The sequence below is a fragment of the Stenotrophomonas mexicanensis genome, from assembly GCF_032911605.1.
Classification (GTDB): Bacteria; Pseudomonadota; Gammaproteobacteria; order Xanthomonadales; family Xanthomonadaceae; genus Stenotrophomonas; species Stenotrophomonas maltophilia_A.
Genome location: NZ_JAWJTG010000034.1, coordinates 14,645 through 36,394 on the forward strand (window position 1 = coordinate 14,645; position 21,750 = coordinate 36,394).

The 21,750-nt window shown below is 66.7% G+C and carries 12 protein-coding genes and 1 riboswitch; of the genes, 4 read left to right on the forward strand and 8 right to left on the reverse strand.

Features of this window, described 5'->3' with window-relative positions; translation table 11 throughout:
- Window positions 1-59 precede the first annotated feature (59 nt).
- Complete coding sequence (locus tag R1L06_RS14655) at window positions 60-311, forward strand: GlsB/YeaQ/YmgE family stress response membrane protein (protein WP_005411656.1); 252 nt, start codon at window positions 60-62, stop codon at window positions 309-311.
- Window positions 312-383: 72 nt separating this feature from the next.
- Here the strand turns inward: R1L06_RS14655 and xth are convergent, their stop codons facing one another.
- The 4 genes from xth to R1L06_RS14675 all read right to left on the reverse strand — a co-directional run bounded on the left by xth (window position 384) and on the right by R1L06_RS14675 (window position 5,996).
- Entirely contained in the window at window positions 384-1,151 is a 768-nt protein-coding gene (gene xth, locus R1L06_RS14660; protein WP_317218069.1) for an exodeoxyribonuclease III, read from the reverse strand.
- 118 nt (window positions 1,152-1,269) lie between these two features.
- A complete protein-coding gene (locus R1L06_RS14665; protein ID WP_317218070.1) occupies window positions 1,270-2,679 on the reverse strand; it encodes a coniferyl aldehyde dehydrogenase in 1,410 nt (469 codons plus the stop codon).
- A gap of 114 nt (window positions 2,680-2,793) precedes the next feature.
- Entirely contained in the window at window positions 2,794-4,458 is a 1,665-nt protein-coding gene (locus R1L06_RS14670) for an MFS transporter (RefSeq protein WP_317218071.1), read from the reverse strand.
- A gap of 110 nt (window positions 4,459-4,568) precedes the next feature.
- A complete protein-coding gene (locus R1L06_RS14675; RefSeq protein WP_071229448.1) occupies window positions 4,569-5,996 on the reverse strand; it encodes a DcaP family trimeric outer membrane transporter in 1,428 nt (475 codons plus the stop codon).
- 245 nt (window positions 5,997-6,241) lie between these two features.
- Between R1L06_RS14675 and acs the strand changes: the two genes are divergently transcribed.
- The 3 genes from acs (at window position 6,242) to R1L06_RS14690 (ending at window position 9,959) form a co-directional block, all read left to right on the forward strand.
- On the forward strand, window positions 6,242-8,185 hold the full coding sequence (gene acs, locus R1L06_RS14680; protein ID WP_317218072.1) for an acetate--CoA ligase: 1,944 nt from the start codon (window positions 6,242-6,244) through the stop codon (window positions 8,183-8,185).
- A gap of 121 nt (window positions 8,186-8,306) precedes the next feature.
- On the forward strand, window positions 8,307-8,972 hold the full coding sequence (locus tag R1L06_RS14685; RefSeq protein WP_005420420.1) for a response regulator transcription factor: 666 nt from the start codon (window positions 8,307-8,309) through the stop codon (window positions 8,970-8,972).
- A gap of 233 nt (window positions 8,973-9,205) precedes the next feature.
- Window positions 9,206-9,295: riboswitch (yybP-ykoY riboswitch) on the forward strand.
- An 88-nt stretch (window positions 9,296-9,383) separates the two neighbouring features.
- Window positions 9,384-9,959 carry a manganese efflux pump MntP gene (locus tag R1L06_RS14690; protein ID WP_032128462.1) on the forward strand — a complete coding sequence of 192 codons (576 nt, stop codon included), beginning with the start codon at window positions 9,384-9,386 and terminating at the stop codon, window positions 9,957-9,959.
- A gap of 72 nt (window positions 9,960-10,031) precedes the next feature.
- On the opposite strand, the gene R1L06_RS14695 is transcribed toward R1L06_RS14690, so the two are convergent.
- The 4 genes from R1L06_RS14695 to R1L06_RS14710 all read right to left on the reverse strand — a co-directional run bounded on the left by R1L06_RS14695 (window position 10,032) and on the right by R1L06_RS14710 (window position 21,610).
- Complete coding sequence (locus R1L06_RS14695; RefSeq protein WP_317218073.1) at window positions 10,032-13,478, reverse strand: hybrid sensor histidine kinase/response regulator; 3,447 nt, start codon at window positions 13,476-13,478, stop codon at window positions 10,032-10,034.
- Window positions 13,479-13,637: 159 nt separating this feature from the next.
- A complete protein-coding gene (locus tag R1L06_RS14700) occupies window positions 13,638-15,785 on the reverse strand; it encodes a S46 family peptidase (protein ID WP_317218074.1) in 2,148 nt (715 codons plus the stop codon).
- 171 nt (window positions 15,786-15,956) lie between these two features.
- Window positions 15,957-19,817 (reverse strand): translocation/assembly module TamB domain-containing protein, encoded by a 3,861-nt coding sequence (locus R1L06_RS14705; protein ID WP_317218075.1) that lies wholly within the window; start codon window positions 19,815-19,817, stop codon window positions 15,957-15,959.
- Window positions 19,814-21,610, reverse strand: a complete 1,797-nt coding sequence (locus R1L06_RS14710; protein ID WP_080291770.1) for an autotransporter assembly complex protein TamA — start codon at window positions 21,608-21,610, stop codon at window positions 19,814-19,816. Before R1L06_RS14710 ends, R1L06_RS14705 begins: the two co-directional genes overlap by 4 nt.
- Window positions 21,611-21,750: the final 140 nt, after the last annotated feature.

The following is a 21,750-nucleotide window of genomic DNA, read 5'->3' on the forward strand; positions in this document are numbered from 1 at the left end:
ACGACGGGTTCACGGCCGTGCGCGTCAACTGGTCACAGTTCCCCACCGGAGGTTCGATCATGGGCATCATCATCTGGCTGATCGTCGGCGGCATCGTAGGCTGGCTGGCCAGCATCATCATGAAGCGCGATGCCCAGCAGGGCATCATCCTCAACATCGTGGTCGGCATCGTCGGCGCGCTGATTTCCGGCTGGCTGTTCGGCGGCGGCATCAACGAAGCGATCACCATCCGCACCTTCCTGTTCTCGCTGATCGGTGCAGTGATCCTGCTGGCGATCGTCAACCTGTTCACCCGCAAGAGCATACGGTGATCTGAGGGTAGTGCCGGCCGCTGGCCGGCAGACGTTTCAGAACGGGCCCGGCAATCGTCGGGCCCCGTTCGTTCAACCCAACTGCACCCATGCCGGCGCGTGGTCACTCGGGCGTTCCCAGGTGCGCGGCTCACGATCAATGCCCGAGGCCACCGCGCTGCCCTTCAGCGCGTCGGAGACCAGGGTCAGGTCGATGCGCAGGCCCAGGTTCCGGCGGAAACCGGCGGCACGGTAATCCCACCAGCTGAACACACCGGCCTCGTCATTATGCAGTCGGAAGCCATCGTGCAGACCCAGCTGCAGCAGCTTGTTGAGTGCGCCGCGCTCGGCGGTGGAGGTCAGGATGTGGTTTTCGTTCCACACCTCCGGGTCGTGCACATCGCGCGCGTCCGGGGCGATGTTGAAGTCACCCATCACGATCAGCTTCGGGTGCCGCTGCAGTTCTTCGGCGATCCAGGCATGGACCGCTTCCAGCCAGCGCAGTTTGTAATCGTACTTGTCGGTGCCGATGTCCTGGCCGTTGACCACGTACAGGTTGATCACCCGCAGGTCGCCGAAGGTACCGGCGATGACGCGCTTCTGCTCGTCCTCGAAGCCGGGAATGCCGATCTGCACATCCTGCGCCGGCTCACGCGACAGCAGCGCCACGCCGTTGTAGGTCTTCTGGCCGGCGAACACGCTGCGGTAGCCCGCGGCGATCAGCGCCGAATCGGGGAACTTGTGGTCCTCCAGCTTGGTTTCCTGGATACCGACGATGTCCGGGCCGAAGTCCTTGAGCCACTGCTCCAGGTGCGGCAGGCGGACATTGAGCGAATTGACGTTCCACGAGGCGATCTTCATGGAGGCATTCTAACCGGGTGGGCTTTGATGGGCGCCCATATACCCCCGTAGACGCCAACCTTGGTTGGCGCCAGCAATCACCGTGTGCCAACCAAGGTTGGCAACTACCGGAACCCGATCACCGCAAGAGGAACTTCAACAACCCCGCAATCTTCGAATACGGCGGCCGCAGCCGGTCGCTGGCCGCCCAGCGCGACTGCCACAGTACCGGCAGCCGCTTGCTCATCGCATCGAACCCGGCCCGGCCGTGGTACGCGCCCATGCCGCTGGCCCCCACCCCGCCAAACGGTAAACCATCGGCGGCGAAGTGCAGCAGCGTGTCATTCACCGTCACCCCGCCGGCCACCACCTGGCCGAGGATGCGCTCCACCGTGGCCCGGTCATGGCTGAAGGGATACAGCGCCAGCGGCCGATCACGGGACAGCACATCGGCTAGCGCGCCGTCCAGGTCCGGGTAGGCGCGCACCGGCAGGATCGGCCCGAAGATCTCCTCGCACATCAGGTCCAAGTCGTCCGGCGGGTCCAGCACCACGGTCGGCACCAGCAGGCGCTCGCGGTCGGCGCGCGCCTCATCCACCTGCGCCAGCGGAATTACCGGCACGCCGCGTTCGCGCGCCTGCGCCAGATAACCCTGCAGGCGCCGGTACTGGCCTTCGTTGATGATGCGCGTGTAGTCGTCGGCATCGCTGAAGTCGCCGTAGCGTTTGCGTACCTGCTGCTGCAGCGACTGCACGAACTCGCGCTGGCGCGCGGTGTCGATCAGCACGTAATCCGGCGCGATGCAGGTCTGCCCAGCGTTGAACCACTTGCCGGTAGCCAGCCGCGCAGCGGCTTTGTCCAGCGGGAAATCGCGGCAGACGATGGCCGGCGACTTGCCGCCCAGTTCCAGCGTGACCGGCACCAGATGCTCGGCGGCGGCGGCCATCACCTTGCGGCCAACCGCCGTCGAGCCGGTGAACAGCAGATGGTCCAGCGGCAGCGATGACACCGCCGCCGCCACATCCGCCCCACCCTGCACCACCGCCACCCGATCGGGCGGGAACACACTGGCCAGCAGATCGGCCAGGAACGCGCTGGTGCGCGGCGTGTGTTCCGAAGGCCTGAGCAACACGTGGTTGCCGGCGGCGATGGCGGTGGCCAGCGGCACCAGTGCCAGCGTAACCGGGTAGTTCCAGGGCGAGATCACCCCGACCACGCCCAGCGGCGTCGGCCGCAGCTGCGCGCGCGCCGGCCATAGTCGCCAACCGGCGCCCACCCGCTGCGGCTTCGACCAGCGGCGCAGATGGCGGCGCAGGTGGTCGATGGCCGACAGCACGCTCATGCCATCGGCCAGCTTCGATTCGGTGTGAGCGCGGTGGCCGAAGTCCTCGGCGATGGCCTGGGCCATTTCGTCCAGACGCGGCTTCAATGCCTCGCGCAGGCGGCGCAGGTCATGCTCGCGCTGGTCCAGCGACGGGCGCTGCGACTGCCAGGCGCTGCGCAGGGTGTGCAGGATGGCGGGGAGCTCGGTCGGCGTGGTGGTGGTCATGGCCCGACTATACGGCGTGCTGTGCAACGCAATGGTAGTGCCGGCCGCTGGCCGGCAAATGCACGATGTCTGCCGGAGATCCATGGGGCTGCCGACCGTTGGTCGCCACGCCGGTTATTTGGTGATATCCACGTCCTTGGTCTCGCGCAGGAACAGGCCGCCGATCACCACCGACATCAGCGCGATGATGATCGGGTACCACAGGCCGTAGTACAGGTTGCCGGTACCGGCCACCAGCGCGAACGAGATCGCCGGCAGGAAGCCACCGAACCAGCCGTTGCCGATGTGGTACGGCAGCGACATCGAGGTGTAGCGGATGCGGGTCGGGAACAGTTCGACCAGGTAGGCGGCGATCGGGCCGTAGACCATGGTCACGTACAGCACCAGCAGCCACAGCATGAAGATGGTGCCGGCGATGTTGATGCGTGCGCCATCGGCCTTGGCCGGGTAGCCGGCGGTGGTCAGGGCGGTCTTCAGTTCCGCACCGAAGGCATCAGCCTTGGCCTTGCCGTCTTCCTTGGTCAGGCCAGCGGCTTCATACGAAGTGACGCTGGCACTGCCCACGTTCACCATCGCCAGCGAACCAGCGGCGGCGGGCTGCACGTCGTACGGCACACCGGCCTTGGTCAGCGCGGCGGTAGCCACGTCGCAGGAGCTGGTGAACTTGCGCAGGCCGACCGGATCGAACTGGAACGAGCAGGTGGCCGGATCGGCAACCACCAGCGCCGGCGAGTTGGTGCGGGCTTCTTCGATGGCCGGGTTGGCGAAGTGGGTCAGGCCCTTGAAGATCGGGATGTAGGTGACGGCCGCCAGCAGGCAACCGGCGAGGATGATCTTCTTGCGGCCGATACGGTCGGACAGCCAGCCGAAGAAGATGAAGAACGGCACGCCCAGCGCCAGCGCGGCGGCGATCAGCAGGTAGGAGGTGGTGGCATCGACCTTCAGCATGCTGCTCAGGAAGAACAGCGCGTAGAACTGGCCGCCGTACCAGACCACCGCCTGACCGGCAGCAGCGCCGAGCAGGACCAGCAGCATCAACTTCAGGTTGCCGCCCTTCAGGCTGTCACGGAACGGGGTCTTGGAACCCTTGCCTTCGGACTTCATCTGCTGGAACAGCGGCGACTCGCTCAGCTGCAGGCGGATCCACACGGATACACCCAGCAGCAGGATCGAGACCAGGAACGGAATGCGCCAGCCCCAGGCTTCGAAGGCTTCGTTGCCGAGGAAGTAGCGGCAGGCCAGGATGATCAGCAGCGACATGAACAGGCCGAGCGTGGCGGTGCACTGGATGAAGCTGGTGTACAGGCCGCGCTTGTCGTCCGGCGCATGCTCGGCCACGTAGGTGGCGGCACCGCCGTACTCGCCGCCCATCGCCAGGCCCTGGGCCAGGCGCAGGATGATCAGGATCACCGGTGCGGCGAAGCCGATCGAGGCGTAGTTGGGCAGCACGCCGACCAGGAAGGTCGAGATGCCCATGATCAGGATGGTGACCAGGAAGGTGTACTTGCGGCCGATGCGGTCGCCGAGGCTGCCGAAGAAGGCCGCGCCGAACGGACGCACGAAGAAGCCGGCGGCGAAGGCCAGCAGGGCGAAGATCATGCCCGTGGTTTCATTGACGCCACTGAAGAACTGCTTGGCGATGATGGCGGCGAGCGAGCCGTACAGGAAGAAGTCATACCACTCGAAGACCGTACCGAGGCTCGAGGCGAAGATGACCTTCTTGTGGCCCTTGGTCAGGGTGCCCGCTGGATTGTGCGGGCTTGATGCAGTGCTGGACATGGGACGTTTTCCCTCTGTAGATGCCGGCCTTGGCCGGCATTCAATCTAGGTGGGTGCCGACCTTGGTCGGCACTCAATTCAGTAGGTGCCGACCGTTGGTCGGCACTCGATCAGAAGCTGTACTTCGTGGTGAACTGCAATCGGGTGATGTCACCCTTGTTGCCGTTCTCCACTTCGCGACGGCCATACATCAGCTCTGCACCGATATCGACCTTGGGCAGCGGCGAATAGAAGATGTTGCCGCGGATGCTCTGCACGCTCTTGGTCACCAGCGGGCCGAGGATGCTGTCGTTGTCGTAGTCGCTGCGCGCGTAGATCAGGTTGGTCCGCAGCTTCGGCGAGAACGCATGCCGCCAGCCCACGTAGCCGGCAAGCACGCCGGTCGGGTTGAGCTCGTCGCGGGCCACGTCGTAGGCACTATCGGCGGTGATGCCCAGGCCGATGTAGCGGGCGATGCCTTCGCCGCCGGTCAGCTGGTAATGCAGCGAATCGCTGTCACCCATCACCCACTTGCCGCCCAGGGTCAGGCCACCAGCCACCTTGTCGGCCTTGGCGCCGGTGGCCTGGTTGTCGACCTTCAGCTGACGGACGATGCCGCCGACGCCGAAGGTGCCCCAGTTCCCCTTCCAGCCATAGCGCATGGTCAGATCAGGCAGGCTGCCACGATCGGAGTTGGCGCTGGCGTTGGTCCAGGCGCCGGTAACCGGGTTGCGGGTACCGGTGAGCGTGGTGGTTTCCGGGTTTTCCAGCGCGACGCTGAAGCCACCCTGGGTGTAGCGCACCTGGGCCTGGCGCACGAAGATCACGCCGTCGGTGGGGCCGACGAAGTCGACCGCTTCCGGCAGTGCGGCCGCATCCATGAAGTTGGACCAGGTCTGGCCGGCCATCCAGTTGTTCCAGTACATGTAGGCGTGGCGCAGGGTCACACCGTAGGTATTGGTCGCGGTCTGGTTGCCCAGCGAATTGCCGAAGAAGTCCATCTCGAAGAACGCACCGGCCTTGTTGCCCGATTCGCTCACGTTGTCGATGCCCAGGTTGAAGCGCGAGAACTTGGCATGGGCGTTGAAGTCGGTGCCCGAACGCTTGCCGCTGCCGCCGGCGCCTTCTACCGGGGTCTGGCCCGGCAGGTACAGCGAGCGGCCGGTGGCGTCGTCGGCCAGCTGGCCATCGCTGGTCTGGGTGGCCAGGAAGTCGGCCTTGATGAAGCCGCCGATCTTGACCGTGGTACCCGGTGCGGCGCCCGGGGTGATGGTGGTGACCTGGATCGGCTGCTTGCCCGCCGGCACCGAGGCGACCGGCTTCTGCTCGGCCTGCACCGTGCGGACTTCGGTCACCGCCTGCTGGGTCTGGCTGATCTGGGTCTGTTGTTGTTGCTGCGAAGACAGCAGCAGCTGGACCTGGCGTTCCAGTTCGGCAACGCGTGCTTCCAGCGCTTTCTCTTTGGCGGTCTCAGCGAACGCCATGCCCGGTGCGACCAGGGCGACCAACAGGCAGGCCGCCAAAGGTTTGCGCACGGCTTTCAACGTACGGTGGCTCATGTTGCCCTCTCTCCCAAGTGGCAAGGTGATGCCGCGCGTGGGGCACGGTCGAGCCGAGACTGCGGGGCGATTATGTATAGCGGCTATTCGCCATTGGTCGAACCCGGCCCTGCTGGGCGCTCACTTTCGACCATGGTCTAACCAGAGTGGTGACGCGGCCGGGGGTGGATGGGGCAAACTGAAGGGGATCGGTCGCTGCGATGCTGCGACCGCACATACAAAGTCAACGTGCAAGTGAGGGTGCCATGGCTGATATCTACCCCGTCGATCCGCAGTTCGCCGCCAAGGCACGCATCGACAAGACGTCGTACGAACAGCAGTACCAGGCTTCGGTGACCGACCCGGATGGTTTCTGGGCCAAGGCCGCCGAGCGCCTGGAGTGGATGCGCAAGCCGACGAAGATCAAGAACGTCAGCTACGACCTGTCCGATTTCCACATCAAGTGGTTCGAAGATGGCGAGCTCAATGCCAGTGTGAACTGCCTGGACCGCCAGCTGGAGAAGCGTGGCGACAAGACCGCCCTGCTGTTCGAGCCGGATGGCCCGGATGCACCGGCGCAGCACGTGACCTATCGCGAGCTGTACGAGCGCACCTGCCGCCTCGGCAATGCGCTGCGCAACCTCGGGGTCAAGAAGGGCGACCGGGTCACCATCTACCTGCCGATGATCGTCGACGCCGCCGTGGCCATGCTGGCCTGTGCGCGCATCGGTGCGATCCACTCGGTGGTGTTCGGTGGCTTCGCACCGAACTCGATCGCCGACCGCGTCAGCGACTGCCAGAGCAAGCTGATCATCACCGCCGACGAGGGCCTGCGCGGTGGCCGCAGGATTCCGCTGAAGGCCAACGTCGATGCTGCGCTGAAGCTGCCCGGCACCAATACCGTGGAAACCGTGCTGGTGGTGCGTCACACCGGCGGCGCGGTCGACATGCAGGCGCCGCGCGACCGCTGGTTCCACGATGTGGTGGACAGCCAGCCGGCCACCTGCGAGCCGGAACGCATGAACGCGGAAGACCCGCTGTTCATCCTCTACACCTCCGGTTCCACCGGCAAGCCGAAGGGCGTGCTGCACACCACCGGCGGCTACCTGCTGTACGCGGCGTACACCCATGAAGCGGTGTTCGACCTGCGCGAGGACGACATCTACTGGTGCACCGCCGACGTCGGCTGGGTCACCGGCCACAGCTACATCGTGTACGGCCCGCTGGCCAACGGCGCGACCTCGCTGATGTTCGAAGGCGTGCCGAACTACCCGGACACCTCGCGCTTCTGGAACGTCATCGACAAGCACAAGGTGAGCATCTTCTACACCGCCCCGACCGCAATCCGCGCACTGATGCGCGAAGGCGAGGAGCCGGTGAAGAAGACCTCGCGCGCGTCGCTGCGCCTGCTCGGCAGCGTCGGCGAACCGATCAATCCGGAAGCCTGGCGCTGGTACTACGAGGTGGTCGGCGACAGCCGCTGCCCGATCGTCGATACCTGGTGGCAGACCGAAACCGGCGGCATCCTGATCTCGCCGCTGGCCGGCGCGATGGACCTCAAGCCGGGCTCGGCCACCCTGCCCTTCTTCGGCGTGCAGCCGGCGCTGGTCAACGCCGATGGCGAGATCCAGGACGGCCCGACCGAGGGCAACCTGATCATCCGCGATTCCTGGCCGGGCCAGATGCGCACGGTGTACGGCGACCATCAGCGCTTCATCGATACGTATTTCCGCACCTACCCGGGCAGCTATTTCACCGGTGACGGTTGCCGCCGCGACGAAGACGGCTACTACTGGATCACCGGCCGCGTGGACGATGTGATCAACGTGTCCGGCCACCGCATCGGCACCGCCGAAGTGGAAAGCGCTCTGGTCTCGCACCCGAAGGTGGCGGAAGCGGCCGTGGTCGGCTTCCCGCACGACGTGAAGGGCCAGGGCATCTACGCCTACGTCACCCTGGTGGCCGAAGAGGCTCCGAGCGACGAGCTGCAGAAGGAACTGGTCGCCTGGGTACGCAAGGAGATCGGCCCGATCGCCACGCCGGACCACCTGCAGTGGGCGCCGGGCCTGCCGAAGACCCGCTCGGGCAAGATCATGCGCCGCATCCTGCGCAAGATCGCCGAGAACGCACCGGACCAGCTTGGCGACACCTCGACCCTGGCCGATCCGTCGGTGGTGGCGTCGCTGGTGGACGAGCGCAAGGTGCGCTGATGGCGTGACCGCAGGCGCAGGACGCGCCAGGGACGTGGCCGGGAGGAGGGACCCGGCCGTGTCCGACCCGTCCTGCACCTGCCATCACGTCGCTCTTTTTCCTGATCGATAAGCTCGACCCATGACCACCCTCCTGATTGCCGATGACCACCCGCTGTTCCGCGAAGCCCTGCGTGGGGCGGTACAGCGGGTCATCCCCGGCGTGCAGCTGTTCGAAGCCGACAGCGTGGAAGCGCTGTACGCGCTGGCCGACCAGCACAACGACGCCGACCTGGTCCTGATGGACCTCAACATGCCCGGTGCGCAGGGTTTCAACGCACTGGTGCACATGCGCTCGCTGCATCCACAGCTGCCGGTGGTCGTGGTGTCCGCGCGCGAAGAAGCCACGGTGATGCGCCGCGCGCTCGACCACGGCGCGCTCGGCTTCATACCCAAGTCGGCCGACTCGGACACGATCGGGCATGCACTGGGCACCATCCTCGATGGCGAGACCTGGGCACCGCCGGAAGCGCACAACGTGCCGCCCACCGGCAGCGAGGAACGCGAAGTCGGCCAGCGCCTGCGCGAGCTGACCCCGCAGCAGTTCCGCGTTTTGCAGATGCTCGGCGCCGGCCGCTTGAACAAGCAGATCGCCTACGACCTCAACGTCTCCGAAGCGACGATCAAGGCCCACGTCACCGCCATCCTGCGCAAGCTGGGCGTCACCAACCGCACTCAGGCCGTGCTGATGGCCGGCAAGCTGGCGATCGACGACGACGCCATCGTGCTGCCGCCGGAAGAAGACTGAAGGTAGTGCCGGCCGCTGGCCGGCAATCCCTTAAAACGCGCGACACCATCTGAACCCGCATTGGTAGGTGCCAAGCTTGCTTGGCACGCTTTTGACGTTGCACATGCCGGCCAGCGGCCGGCACTACCAGGCACCGCTGCGCTCTCGATATAGCCATCGCTATACAAACCAGCCCTGCCTGCGCGTTTCGCTGGAAATGCGCCGTGCGTGAATCGCGATGCTAAGCTGCGCGTCCCCTTGGGGAGTAGCCGGATTCCTACGCAGGAATCGTCCACGTCAACATACTCGGCCAGTGCGCCGTGGCGTGGACAACCATGATGGTTGGCGAGACCAGCGGCCCGCGCGCGCAACGTCAGGTTGGGCGCGAGCGCAGGCCGTGCGTCCGTCCTAGCCCGACCTCAGCCGCCGCCCATGTCCCCCATTTCGATCCTCCTGATCGGCTTTGCCATGTCCACCGATGCCTTCGCCGCTGCAATCGGCAAGGGTGCGGCCATGCGCAAGCCGGTGTTCCGCGACGCACTGCGTGCCGGCATCATCTTCGGCGTCATCGAGGCGATCACGCCCATCATCGGCTGGCTGCTCGGCCGCGCCGCCCTGCAGTATGTCGAAGCCTTCGACCACTGGATCGCGTTCGGCCTGCTCGGCGCGCTGGGCATCCACATGATCTACAACGGCCTGCGCCCGGACAGTGCCGACGAAGACGAAGACCCCTCGCAGCACCACGGCTTCTGGAAGCTGGCGCTGACCGGTTTCGCCACCAGCATCGACGCGATGGCGGTGGGCATCGGCCTGGCTTTCATGGACGTGCATATCGGCGTGATGGCAGCGGTCATCGGCCTGTGCACGCTGACCATGGTCACCGTCGGCATCATGCTCGGCCGCGTGCTGGGCAGCATGGTCGGCAAGCGTGCCGAGATCATCGGCGGCGTGATCCTGGTGATCATCGGCGCGACGATCCTGTACGAACACCTGCACGGCCTGGGTTAACGCTTCCGCGATTACGTGGTTGCCGGCCAGCGGCCGGTACTACCTGACGTCACATCCACGCATGGCGTGGATCTACTGCGCATCGCGCAGCGCGCCCAGGAAGGCGCGCAGCGAGGCCGGCTTGATCGGCTTGGTCAGCACGCGGTAGCCGCGTTCGCGTGCCATCCGCTTCAGCTCGTCGCGGCCATCGGCGGTCAGCAGTGCGCCCGGCAGCGGGTAACCGGCCGCCTCGCGCAGCGCTACCAGCGCATCCAGGCCGTCCATGCGGTCGTGCAGGTGGTAATCCACCAGCATCACCTGCGGGCGCTCGGCGATCTTCTCCAGCGCCTGGTCGACGGTGGCCGCAGTGATCACCTGCACCTGCCAACGGCCCAGCAGCGCGCGCATGCCGTCAAGGATCTCCTCGTCGTTATCCACGCACAGCACGCGCAGGCCCGCCAGCGAATCGCTGCGTACTGGCGCGGCGACGGTCTGTGCGGGCGTGGCCAGCTCGGTGTAACCCGGCAGCGGCGCCACCCGCGGCAGGATGATCGAGAACATCGAGCCCTTGCCGACCCGGCTGCGTGCGTTCAACCGATGGTCGAGCAGACGCGAGATGCGCTGGCAGATCGACAGGCCCAGGCCTAGGCCCTGTTCGCCCCAGTCGAATGGTTGCTGGTAGCGGTGGAACTCGTCGAAGATCTGCCGCATATGGTGCTCGGGAATGCCGGGGCCGGTATCCCACACCTGCAGTTCCACTTCATCGCCGCGCTGGCGCACGGCCAGCACGATGCGACCCTGGCGGGTGTAGCGCAGCGCATTGGCCAGGAAGTTCTGCAGCACGCGGCGCAGCAGGCGGCGGTCACTGCGCACCCACGCAGGGCGTGCGAACAGGTCCAGGCGCAGGCCGCGGCCAGCCGCGACCGGGGTGTACTGCGCGGCCAGCTCACGCATCAACGCGCTCACGTCGAACTCGCCGATCACCGGATGCAGGCCGCCGGCATCCAGCCGCGACACATCCAGCAGGCCATCGAGCAGCTCTTCGGCCGCACGCAACGAAGCGTCCACACGCTCGGCCAGGTGCTTCTGCTCGTCACTCACGTGATCACTGTCGCGCAGTGCCGAGGCGAACAGGCGCGCAGCGTTCAACGGCTGCAGCACGTCGTGGCTGATCGCCGCCAGGAAACGGGTCTTCGACTGCTGCGCGACCTCGGCCTCATGCGAGCGCTCGGCCACGCGCTGTTCCAGCGTCTCGTTGGCTTCCAGCAGTGCTTTTTCCGCGTGCTTGTAGTCGGTGATGTCGTTGTAGCTGGTCACGTAACCGCCGCCGGGCAGCGCCTGCCCACGCATCTCGATCACCTTGCCATCGCTGCGGGTGCGCTCGAACACATGCGGTGAACCGGCACGCATGTAGCCGATGCGGCGGTTGATCTGCACTTCGATATCACCCTCGCCCAGCTCGCCGCGCTCGGCGTTGTAGCGGATCAGGTCGGCCACCGGGCGGCCCACGTAGAGCATGCCGTCGGGGTAGCCGAACATGTCCTGGTAGCGGCGATTCCATGCGGTCAGCCGCATGTCCGGATCAACCACGCTGACCCCGGCGCTGATGTTCTCCAGCGTGGTCGACAGGATCTCGCGGTTGAAGCGCAGCTCCTGCCCCGCTTCGTCCAGCACCGCCACCACTTCGCCCAGGTCCATGCCCGAGCCACGCAGCAGGCTGGTCAGCAGCAGGCGTGCCGACGCCGCACCGATCGAGGCGGCCAGCAGGCGCTCGGTGAACTGCACCCACGGCCGGTCCGCGGGCGCCGAGGATTGCAGCTCGCGGCCCAGCGACTGCGCCTGCTCGAAGAACGAACGCCGCGCATGGCGCTCGCCAACCACGCGCGAGGCCAGTGCCAGCAGGTCACCCACGTGCACGTGACCGGGCCAGCCACCGGCCACCGACGGACGCTCGGCATACGGATCGAGGAACGGCGCGGCTCGAAGCCGCTCGTCGACACCGGGCCGCCAGCGCGCGGACACCAGCATCATCGTCGCCGCGTTGACCAGCAGTGACCAGAAGGTGCCGTGGGTCAGCGGATCCCAGCCGGTCATGCCGAACAGCTGCTGCGGGCGCAGCCACTCGATGCCGAACGGGCCGTGCTGCACCCATGCGGCGTCGACCCAGCCGGCCATGGTCATCGCCGGCAGCAGCAGGGTGTACAGCCAGGTGGCGAAGCCGAGCAGCATGCCCACCTCGACGCCGCGCCGGCTGGCACCGCGCCAGTACAGGCCGCCGATCAGGCCGGGCGCGAACTGCGCCACCGCCGCGAACGCCATCAGGCCGTACGAGGCCAGCGTGCTGTCGTTGCTGCTGGTGCGGTAGTAGCTGTAGGCCATCAGCGCCAGCAGCAGGATCGCCAGGCGGCGGATCCACAGCACGCGCGAGGCGACGTCGGCGGCCTCCTGGTGGTCACCACTCCGGCGCAGCAGCACCGGCATCACCAGATCGTTGCTGACCATGGTGGCCAGCGCGATGGACGACACGATCACCATGCCGGTGGCCGCCGAGAAGCCGCCCACATAGGCGATCAGCGCCAGCGCGTTGCGGCCCTCGGCCAGCGGCAGGGCCAGCACCATCGAGTCGTCGGCGACGCTGCCACCGGTGCCGAACAGGGTCACGCCGGCGGTGGCGATCGGCAGCACCATGCCCGAGATCAGCACCAGGTAGCCGCCGAACATCCAGCGCGCGCGGCGCACATCGCGCACATCGCCGCACTCGACCACGGCCACGTGGAACTGGCGCGGCAGGCAGATGATGGCGAGGAAGCTGAGCAGGGTCTGCGAGATGAAGCCCACCGGCGGCAGGCCGGTGAACAGTGTATGCACCGATTCGACCACCGCGTCGGTGCGGTTGCTCAGCCACAGGTAGGCGAACACGCCCACGGCCAGCATCGCCAACAGCTTGATCACCGATTCGAAGGCGATCGCCAGCATCATGCCGTGATGGTGTTCGGTGGCATCGACCTGGCGGGTACCGAACAGGGTGGCGAACAATGCCATCAGCAGCGCCACGTACAGCGCGGGATCGGTGAAGAAGCCGGTCGGGCCGGTGTTGCCGGTCAGCACCTGCAGGCTCATCGCCACCGCTTTGTACTGCAGGGCGAGGTACGGAATGATGCCGATCAGCGCGATGATCGCCACCAGCGCCGCCAGCCGGCGCGAGCGGCCGAAGCGCGAGGAGATGAAGTCGGCGATGGACACCACGTTCTGGCTACGCGCGATCAGCGCCAGGCGCTCGATGATGCGCCAGCCGAACAGCAGCAGCAGCAACGGACCGATGTAGATGGGCAGGTAGCCCACGCCGTTGCGCACGGCGGTGCCGACCGCGCCGTAGAAGGTCCACGACGAGCAGTACACGGCCAGGGCCAGGCTGTAGACCACCGGCCGCAGCCACGGCCGGTCGGGGTACATCGGCCGACGGTCACCCCACCACGCCACGCCGAACAGCAGCGCGGCATAGGCAACCGAGACCAGCAGCAGGATCCAGCTGGAGACCACGCGCGCGTTTCCGTCAGGACAGGGGCCAGTAGATCACGACCGTTGGTCGTGAGGGTAGGTCACGGCGGTGGGTCACGACCGTTGGTCGTGACGGAGGCATCCATGCCCACCAACGGTGGGCACCCACCAAAGGAGGTGCGCACCCACCAGGAACCGGCCTTATTCCGCCGGCACGCCCATTTCCTTCAGCAGTTCCGGCGCCGGGTAGACCTTGGCCAGCAGCCAGCGCAGGTAGCGCATGTCCACGTGCACGGCGCGCTTGTAGCGCGGGTCGAACCACCAGCTGGCGCTGACCGATTCCCAGTTGCTGTCGAAGTTCAGGCCGATCAGTTCGCCCTTGGCGTTGAGCACCGGCGAGCCGGAGTTGCCGCCGGTGGTATCCAGGTTGGTCAGGAAGTTGACCGTCTGGGTCTTCAGCGCCGGGTCGGCGGTGCTGCCGAAGTCACCCTTGGCGATCGCGGCCAGCAGCGGCTTCGGCGCATCGAACGGATAGGCGTTGGTGTTCTTCTCGACGATGCCGGCCACGGTGGTCACCGGCGAGTAGGTCACGCCGTCGCGCGGATGCAGCGCCTCGACCTTGCCGTAGCTGATGCGCAGGGTGCGGTTGGCATCCGGATACACCGCGCGGCCCTGCTTGGCACGCCAGGCGAACAGCGCCTGCATGTAGGCCGGGCGCAGGCGCAGCTGCTCGCCTTCGCGGGTCTTGCTTTCGTTCTCGATGCGCAGCTGCGCGGCCACCAGCGGGCCAGCCACGGTGATCAGCGGATCGGCAGCCAGCGCCTTGCCTTCGCGCGCAGCAGCGAAACGGGACAGGCGCTGTGCCTCCTCACCCAGTTGGGTGCCGGCGTACAGGGTATCCAGCGCCGCTGCCAGCTGCTCCGGGGTACGGCCGAAGGCCGTATCGAACTCGGCCACGCGCTGCGCGTCCGGCAGCTTCTGGTAGCGGGTCAGCAGGGTGGTCAGCAGCGCCTTCTCGACTTCCGGTGCGTAACGGCGCTGGACCTGCTTGAGCACGCCTTCGATCATCGCCTGGTCGCGCTGCTGGAAACCACTCTCGCGCTGCGCGTCCGGCTTGGCCGATTCGATGCGCAGGCGTTCCAGCAGCAGCGCCGAGCGCAGCAGCTGGCTCTGTGCGGCCATCTGGTCCAGCAGCAGGTCACGCTCGCCCACCGCCGCACCCTGCGACAGGTTGGTCAGCAGCGCCTTGATATCGCCCTGGTACTTGCGGTCGGTGGCAGCCAGCATCGCCGTCTCGTCGGCGGCACGCTGGGCCTTGGCGTCACTGCGCAACAGGCCTTCCAGCTCACCGGCGGCGCGCTTGCGGTTGTTCTTCAGCGACTGCAGCTGCGAGGCGTAGCGGGTGCGCGCCTGCGCGTCCTTGGCGCTGGCGGCCTCGATGGTGTCGATCATCTGCTGGAACACCGATACGCGGCGCGGCAGCACGGAATCGATCTGGCCAGCGAATTCGGCCGCGGTACGGTGGCGATAGGTGATGCCCGGGTAACCGGCCAGCATCGCGTAGTCACCTTCCTTCGGACCTTCCACCGACATCTGCAGGTGCGCCGGCGCCTGGTAGGGCACGTTGTCCTTGCTGTACGCGGCCGGCTTGCCGTCCTTGCCGACATAGGCGCGCAGCAGGGTGAAATCGCCGGTGTGGCGCGGCCACATGAAGTTGTCGATCTCATCGCCGTAGTTGCCGATCGCACGCGGCGGCGCGTAGACCAATCGCACGTCGCTCAGTTCCAGCTGCGCGATGCGGTAGAAATCGGTGCCGTAGTACATGTTGGCCACCGAGCAGCGCACGCTGCCGTCCTTCTCGCACTCGGCCACGATCTGCTTGCTGGCCGCATCCACCGCATCGAAGTAGGCACGGCCGGTCTTGCCACGCGCCTGCGCCAGCACCTGGTCGGTCACCTTGTCGAAGCCGACGGTGACCAGCACGCGGAAGTCCGGGTTGGCCGGGCGCTCGTCGGCGCGGTCCCTGGCGATGAAGCCACCATTGATCAGGTCGTGCTCGGGCGAGCTGTTGTACTGGATCACGCCCATCGCCACGTGGTGGTTGGTCAGCAGCAGGCCGTCCGACGATACGAACGAGCCGGTGCCGCCACCGGCACGCACCACCGCGCTCAGCGGCGGTGCGGTGACATTGGCCAGGTCGGCCGGATTGCCCTTGAAGCCTGCGGCCTGCAGCGGCTTGGCCAGCTCCGGCAGCTGGGTCGGCATCCACATGCCTTCATCGGCGTGGGCGCCGGCGGCGAGGGTCAGGCCCAGGGCCAGGGCGGTGGGAAGGGCTTTGCGTGGTGACATGGGGCAATCCGGTACGACAGAACAGCCCGGGACCATAGCCGCTGGGGGCGGAAGGGGCAACGGCCGATGGTTGGGGGCGTCGTGCACGGTAGTGCCGGCCGCTGGCCGGCAACCCACGCAACTCGGGAGATACGGTGCAGTTGCCGGCCAGCGGCCGGCACTACCGCATCGTTACTTCTCCCGCCGCCAGTTGATCGACCCACGGTTTTCCACCGTGCTCGATTCCACTTCCACGTCGAAGCCGCGGCGCAGCAGGTACTTCAGCGTGATCACCGAACCGGCACCGACCAGCGACACGCCGTAACCGACGTACAGCTTGGGCGAGATGTACTTGCCGACGCCGATCACCGAGCCACCCAGCGCGCGCGACTGGCTCACGCCGGCATCGTCCAGGCCCAGCTTGGCACCCAGCTGCGAGGCCAGCAGGCCGCTGCCGGCCGACAATGCCGCCGAGGCCGCATTGACCTGCTGCGTCTGGTCGCTGCTGGCGCCGGTCAGGCTGCGTCCCAGCACCAGATAAGCCAGGGCTTCGGACTGCGACATCGCCGGATCGGACCACACGTCCGCACGCGGCTGCTGCGCACGCCCGGTCACGTCGATACCAGCAGTGACATCACCGATCCGGCGCTCGGCACGGATGTTGATGCGCGGGTCGGACACCGCGTTGTAGTTCCAGGTGAGGTTGCCGCGGGTGATGGTCAGGTCCTGCCCGTACGCCTTGTAGCGGCCACTCACTTCCAGCCCACCATTGGCGGTCATTTCGCGGCCAGGCTTGGCCCAGACCTGCATCTTGCCGGTCAGCGCGCCCTTCAGGCCGAAGCCGGTCATCTTCACCTTGTCACCGAGGCTGACCGTCAGCTCCATGTCCAGCGGCGAGGTACGCGACTCTTCCGGATCGGCCGGGTCGAGCACCACCACGTCTTCGGACACCGAGGTGCCGCGGTCCAGGCGCTCCAGATCGATGTCGGCCTCGGGCACGTGCACGGTGCCACGCAGCTCCATCGCGGCCTTGGCCAGGGTGAAGTCGAGGTTGGGATTGGCGACGATGCGCAGCTCGCTGGTGTTGGACAGCAGAACGTTGTCGCCGTGGATCTTCAACTGCAGCGGCTGTGCATCGCCGAACCACGACAGGCCACCATCCACGTACAGCGTGCCCTGGCCGGAGTTGGCCTGCGCGGTGATCTTGGCCGAACCATCGGGCTGGGCCACGAAGCTGCCCTTGCCCTGGTCGAAGGTCAGGCCGAGTGCCGGGAATTCACCCTTGAAGTTGCTCAGCTGCGCGTCACCGCCCAGCGAGGGCTGGCCACGCGTACCGCGCAGGCTGACGTGGCCTTCGATCAGGCCGGTCGGTCGCACGATGTCCGGCGAGAACAGCTCCAGCCAGTACAGCCGCGACATGTTGAGATAGAGCTCGCCGTTCAACGGCGCGCTGGCTTCCCAACCGGTCTGCATCCTGGCATCGACGAAGCCGTTGCCCTGGAAGCCCATGCCCAGGTAGCCCTTGATGCTGGCCGGGGTCATGTCGAGCTTGAGCGAGAACTGGTCGTAGCGCACCAGCTCGCCACGGGTGGTGTCGCCCACGGCATTGCGGTTCTCACCCAGGCGCACGCCGCCTTCCTTCGAGCGCACTTCCACATGGCCTTCCCAGGCGTTGCCGCGCGGGCGGATCTGCGCATCCAGGCTGACATCGCCACGCAGGTAGATGCGACGGCCGGACTGCGGCGGCAACCACGGCTGCACCAGCGCCAGTGGCAGCGCATCACTGCGCACCACCAGGCCCTCGCGCGGCCAGTTGGCCTGTGCGCACAGTGTGCCGCTGCTGGCGGCGGCCAGGCAGGCTTCGCCCAGCGTGTAGTTGCTGCCGTTGATCGCGAACGCCGCCGGTGCACGCAGCGACCAGGCATCGCCCTTCACCGGTGCGATGCGCAGCGCGGCCAGCTCGCCGCGCCACTGCGCGCCCTGCTGGCGCACGCTGCCCTGCAGCTCGATCGCGCCCATCTCGTTGCGGGTCTGCGCGGCCAGGCGCAGGTTGGAGACACTGCCCTGCGCATCCACATTCAAGCGTTCCAGCAGCATGCCGGCATTGACCTGCTGGCCCTGGATCGCCAGCGTGCCGCTGTCGCCGCGCCACGGCAGGTGGCCCTTGATGCTCACGCTCTCGGCGCCGTAGCCGTCCCAGTTGAGGTTGTTGCCGACCAGGTCGGCGGTGATGTCCGGCGCATCGCGCGGGCCCTTCACCTGTACCTGGCCACGCAGGCCGCCATCGGCGCCCGGCAGCAGGTCACTCAGCTGCAGCGGTTCGAAACGCGCATCGATGTCGAGGCGGTCACCGACCTTGCCCGAAGCGGTCACCCGGCTGCTGCCCAGCGACAGCTTCAGGTCACCCTGGCCCTGCGCGCCCTGCAGCGCGAACTTGCCCTGTGCGTCCAGGTTGCGCTGACGCAGCACGCCCTTCAGCGACGGCAGATCGACCGTGGCTTCCAACGTGCCGGCGGTACCCGGCGGTGCGTTTGCCGGCGGCGGCAGCTGGCGGCCCTTGGAGGCCAGGTTGCCGGACAGGCGGCCATTCCAGCCCGGCACGAAATAGCCGGGGTCAAAGTCCTTCAGTGTGGCCTTGGCATCCCAGTCCAACTGCGGTGCCCACGCCACCTGGCCTTCCACCTGCAGCTGGCCACCCGGGGTCTGCGCCTGCAGCTGATGGATCGACGCGGCCTGATCGTTGCCGCGCACATCGAAGTGCAGCTGTGCCTTCTGCGCGTCGCGCTCGACCTCGGCGCGGCCGATCGCCGCCCAGGCCTTCAGGGTACCGGCCAGGCCGAAGCGTGCTTCCTTCAAGGTGACCGGCACCGGGGCGCTGCCGGCGGTATTCGGGTCCGCCGCTGGCACGTAGGTCAGGTCATGTGCGACCACCGAGAAGTTGAGCTTCTGCTGGCCTTCCTGGCTGAAATCGGCGGTGCCTTCCAGCCGCGCCTCACCGCCAAGACCCTTCACCAGCAGCGGTGAGACTTTCAGCACCTGGTCCTGCAGCGACACCACCGACGGTGCCAGTTCCAGTTCCTGATCGCCCTGTTTCACCTTGCCACGCAGGTTGGCGTTGCCGCCCTTGCCGGCGGCGGTGAAGTCCAGTGCCAGCGGCGCGATCGCCGAGCTGGCCAGTGCCGGCGACAGCAGCGCCAGATCCAGCTCGTCACTGCGGATGCTGGCGCTCCAGCTCGGATCGGTGCGGCCATCGAACACCAGCATCGCGTGCAGCGGCTTCGGCGCGCGCCCGGCTACGGCCACTTCCATGTGCGACAGGTCACCGCGCGCGACCAGGCCGACGGTGGCGGCCGTGCGGCCACGCGGCGCCGGCAGCACCGCGGTGACGGTCACATCGGTGTCGTAGTCCTTGGCCGGGATGTAACGACCCTGGGCGGTGAAATTGCCCATGTCGCTGTCCACCACCAGTTTGTGTGCCTGGAACTCGCCATTGGCGATCTCGATGCCGCCGCGCACGCGACTGATGTCGATCACCGGCTCGTTGGCCTGGCTGATGCGGAAGCCGTCGATGGCGATGGCATCGGCCTGGATCGCCAACGGCATTTCGATCTGCGGCAGCGAATCCGGCCACGACGGCAGCTTGAACGGCTCGTCACTCTTGGCCAGGTTCAACGTTGCGTTGGTCAGCTCCAGCTTGTCCAGCAGCAGCTTGCGGCCCAGCAGCGGGCGCAGGTCCGGCTCCAGATGGGCGCGCTCGGCGTGGAAATGGATGTCGTCGTAGCGGAAGTCGACGTTGTACAGGGTCAGCGGACCGGCCACCGGGCCGTCCACCTTGTCCCAGGTGAAGCTGGCGCCCACCGGCAGCCGTGCCACCACCTGCGCCAGCAGCACGTCACGGCCGGCCACGGTCTGCAGCAGCCAGTACACCGCCAGCAGGGCCAGCAGCACCAGGCCCAGCACGCCCACACCGGACCAGGCCCAGAAGCGGCGGCGGCGGTAGAAGCGCACGCGCGGCGGCGTGGTCGGGTTCGGAGTCGGTGCGGGCGTACTCACAGGTCCGCTCCGATGTTGAGGTACAGCTGGAACTGCGAATCCGGGTTGTTCAGGCCATGCGCGATATCCACGCGCACCGGGCCCACCGGCGATTTCCAGCGCACGCCGAAGCCGACGCCGGTATGCAGATCGATGGTGTTGTCGAAGGCGCTGCCGGTATCGACGAACACCGCCGCACCCCACGGGCCACCATTGAAGTAGTGCTCGTACTCGGCCGAGCCGATCACCAGGTTCTTGGCGCCCAGCGCGTACTTGTCCGGTGCCGGGGTCCGCGGGCCCACCTCGCGATAGGCATAGCCGCGGATGCTGCGGTCACCACCGGCGAAGTAGCGCAGGCTGGGCGGCATGGCCACCAGATCACTGGTCCAGGTGGTGCCACCCTCGCCGCGCAGGATCAGGCGGTTGCTTTCGCCCACCGGGATGTACCAGCGCAGCACGGCATTGGCCTGCACGAAGCTGGTGTCCGAACCGGCACCTTCAACGCCGGCACGCATCGTCGCAGTACCGCTGATGCCCTTGCGCGGGAACAGTTCGTCATCGACGTTGACGTAGTCGGCGACCATCTGCGGGTACACCAGCGTCGACGTGTTGTAGACCGCGTCGGTGAATTCGGTGCCGGAGGCATAGCGCCAGCGCTCGCGCAGCGCGTTGATCGAGGCGATCGCGGTCCAGTGTTCGTTGATCTCACCGCTGCGGCTGGCGATCAGCTTGAAGTTGCGCAGGTCGATGTAGTCGGTCTGCTCGTCGTAGGCGCTGGCAGCGAAGGTGTACCAGCCATCAAGCCAGTTGAAGGCCGGAATGCGGTAGCTGGTGACCAGGCTCTTGCGCTTCTGCGCATAGTCCAGCTGCGTGTTCATCTTGTGGCCGCGGTTGTTCAGCCACCGCCGTTCGATGCCACCGCGCACACCCGGGCCACTTTCGCTGCCGTAGCTCAGACCCGCGGTGTAGATGGTGCGCTTGGCACGGGTCAGCTTCACATCCACCGGCACTTCGCCGTTCGCATCGGCCTGGTCGGGCCGCGGCTGGATGTCGATCACGCTGAAGTAGTCCAGCTTGGTCAGCGACTCGCGCAGCCGGTCCAGCTTGCCCTCGTGGAAGTAGCTGCCCTGTTCCCAGTACACCAGCGGATCGAACAGCTTGTCGACGAAGTAGTCCTGCTCGAAACGCACCGGTCCCATGTTGTAGCGGCGGCCGCTGTCCCAGGTCAGGTCGATGTCGGCGGCGTTGTCGGCACGGGTGATCTGCACCTGACGCTGGGTGTAGTCGGCATCGAAATAGCCACGTTCGGCCAGGCGACGGGTGACGGTGATCTTGCTGGCTTCGTACTGCGTGTGTTCGAAACGCTGGCCCTTGCGCGGCTTGAACGCGGCCAGATCGTCCTGCAGGTACTGGTCGTACATCGCCGGCCCGGTGATGTCGATGTGCTCGCGGCGGACGGTCACCGGGGTGCCCTTGTCGACATGGATCAGCACGCGCACGTGCTCGTCCTCGCGCGGCGCCTCGACCTTGATCACCGGGTTGTAGTACCCGAACGGTTCCAGTGCCTGGCGGGTCTGCCGCTCGGCCTGTGACAGCAGGTACTCCAGGCGCGATTCGCCCTGTTCCTTGCCGATCGTGTCGTACAGCGACAGCGATTCCTGGATGTTCTCGATGATTGCGGCGTCGTCGCCCTTGTCCAATCCCTTGATGTCCACCTTGTCGATGGTGCCGCGCGCGTGGGCCACGGAGGTGGCGGCCAGCGACAGGACCATCAGCGGCAGGGCGTATTTCTTTGGCTGCATGCGGCACAGCATACCGACCGAAGGTGACGATGCGAAATGCATCACGTCATTGGGGATCGGTTGTTAAGTGGCGGTCAAAATACGCGCCTTTGTGGCGATCGTCGTGATCGCAGCCGAGGATGCCGGCATCGTGCGCGATGCCGGCAATGACC

What these genes read in the sequence shown, in the direction of transcription:
- R1L06_RS14655 (WP_005411656.1), top strand. Translation starts at nt 60, where the DNA reads ATGGGCATCATCATCTGGCTGATCGTCGGCGGCATCGTAGGCTGGCTG.
- xth (WP_317218069.1), bottom strand. Translation starts at nt 1,151, where the DNA reads ATGAAGATCGCCTCGTGGAACGTCAATTCGCTCAATGTCCGCCTGCCG.
- R1L06_RS14665 (WP_317218070.1), bottom strand. Translation starts at nt 2,679, where the DNA reads ATGACCACCACCACGCCGACCGAGCTCCCCGCCATCCTGCACACCCTG.
- R1L06_RS14670 (WP_317218071.1), bottom strand. Translation starts at nt 4,458, where the DNA reads ATGTCCAGCACTGCATCAAGCCCGCACAATCCAGCGGGCACCCTGACC.
- R1L06_RS14675 (WP_071229448.1), bottom strand. Translation starts at nt 5,996, where the DNA reads ATGAGCCACCGTACGTTGAAAGCCGTGCGCAAACCTTTGGCGGCCTGC.
- acs (WP_317218072.1), top strand. Translation starts at nt 6,242, where the DNA reads ATGGCTGATATCTACCCCGTCGATCCGCAGTTCGCCGCCAAGGCACGC.
- R1L06_RS14685 (WP_005420420.1), top strand. Translation starts at nt 8,307, where the DNA reads ATGACCACCCTCCTGATTGCCGATGACCACCCGCTGTTCCGCGAAGCC.
- R1L06_RS14690 (WP_032128462.1), top strand. Translation starts at nt 9,384, where the DNA reads ATGTCCCCCATTTCGATCCTCCTGATCGGCTTTGCCATGTCCACCGAT.
- R1L06_RS14700 (WP_317218074.1), bottom strand. Translation starts at nt 15,785, where the DNA reads ATGTCACCACGCAAAGCCCTTCCCACCGCCCTGGCCCTGGGCCTGACC.
- R1L06_RS14710 (WP_080291770.1), bottom strand. Translation starts at nt 21,610, where the DNA reads ATGCTGTGCCGCATGCAGCCAAAGAAATACGCCCTGCCGCTGATGGTC.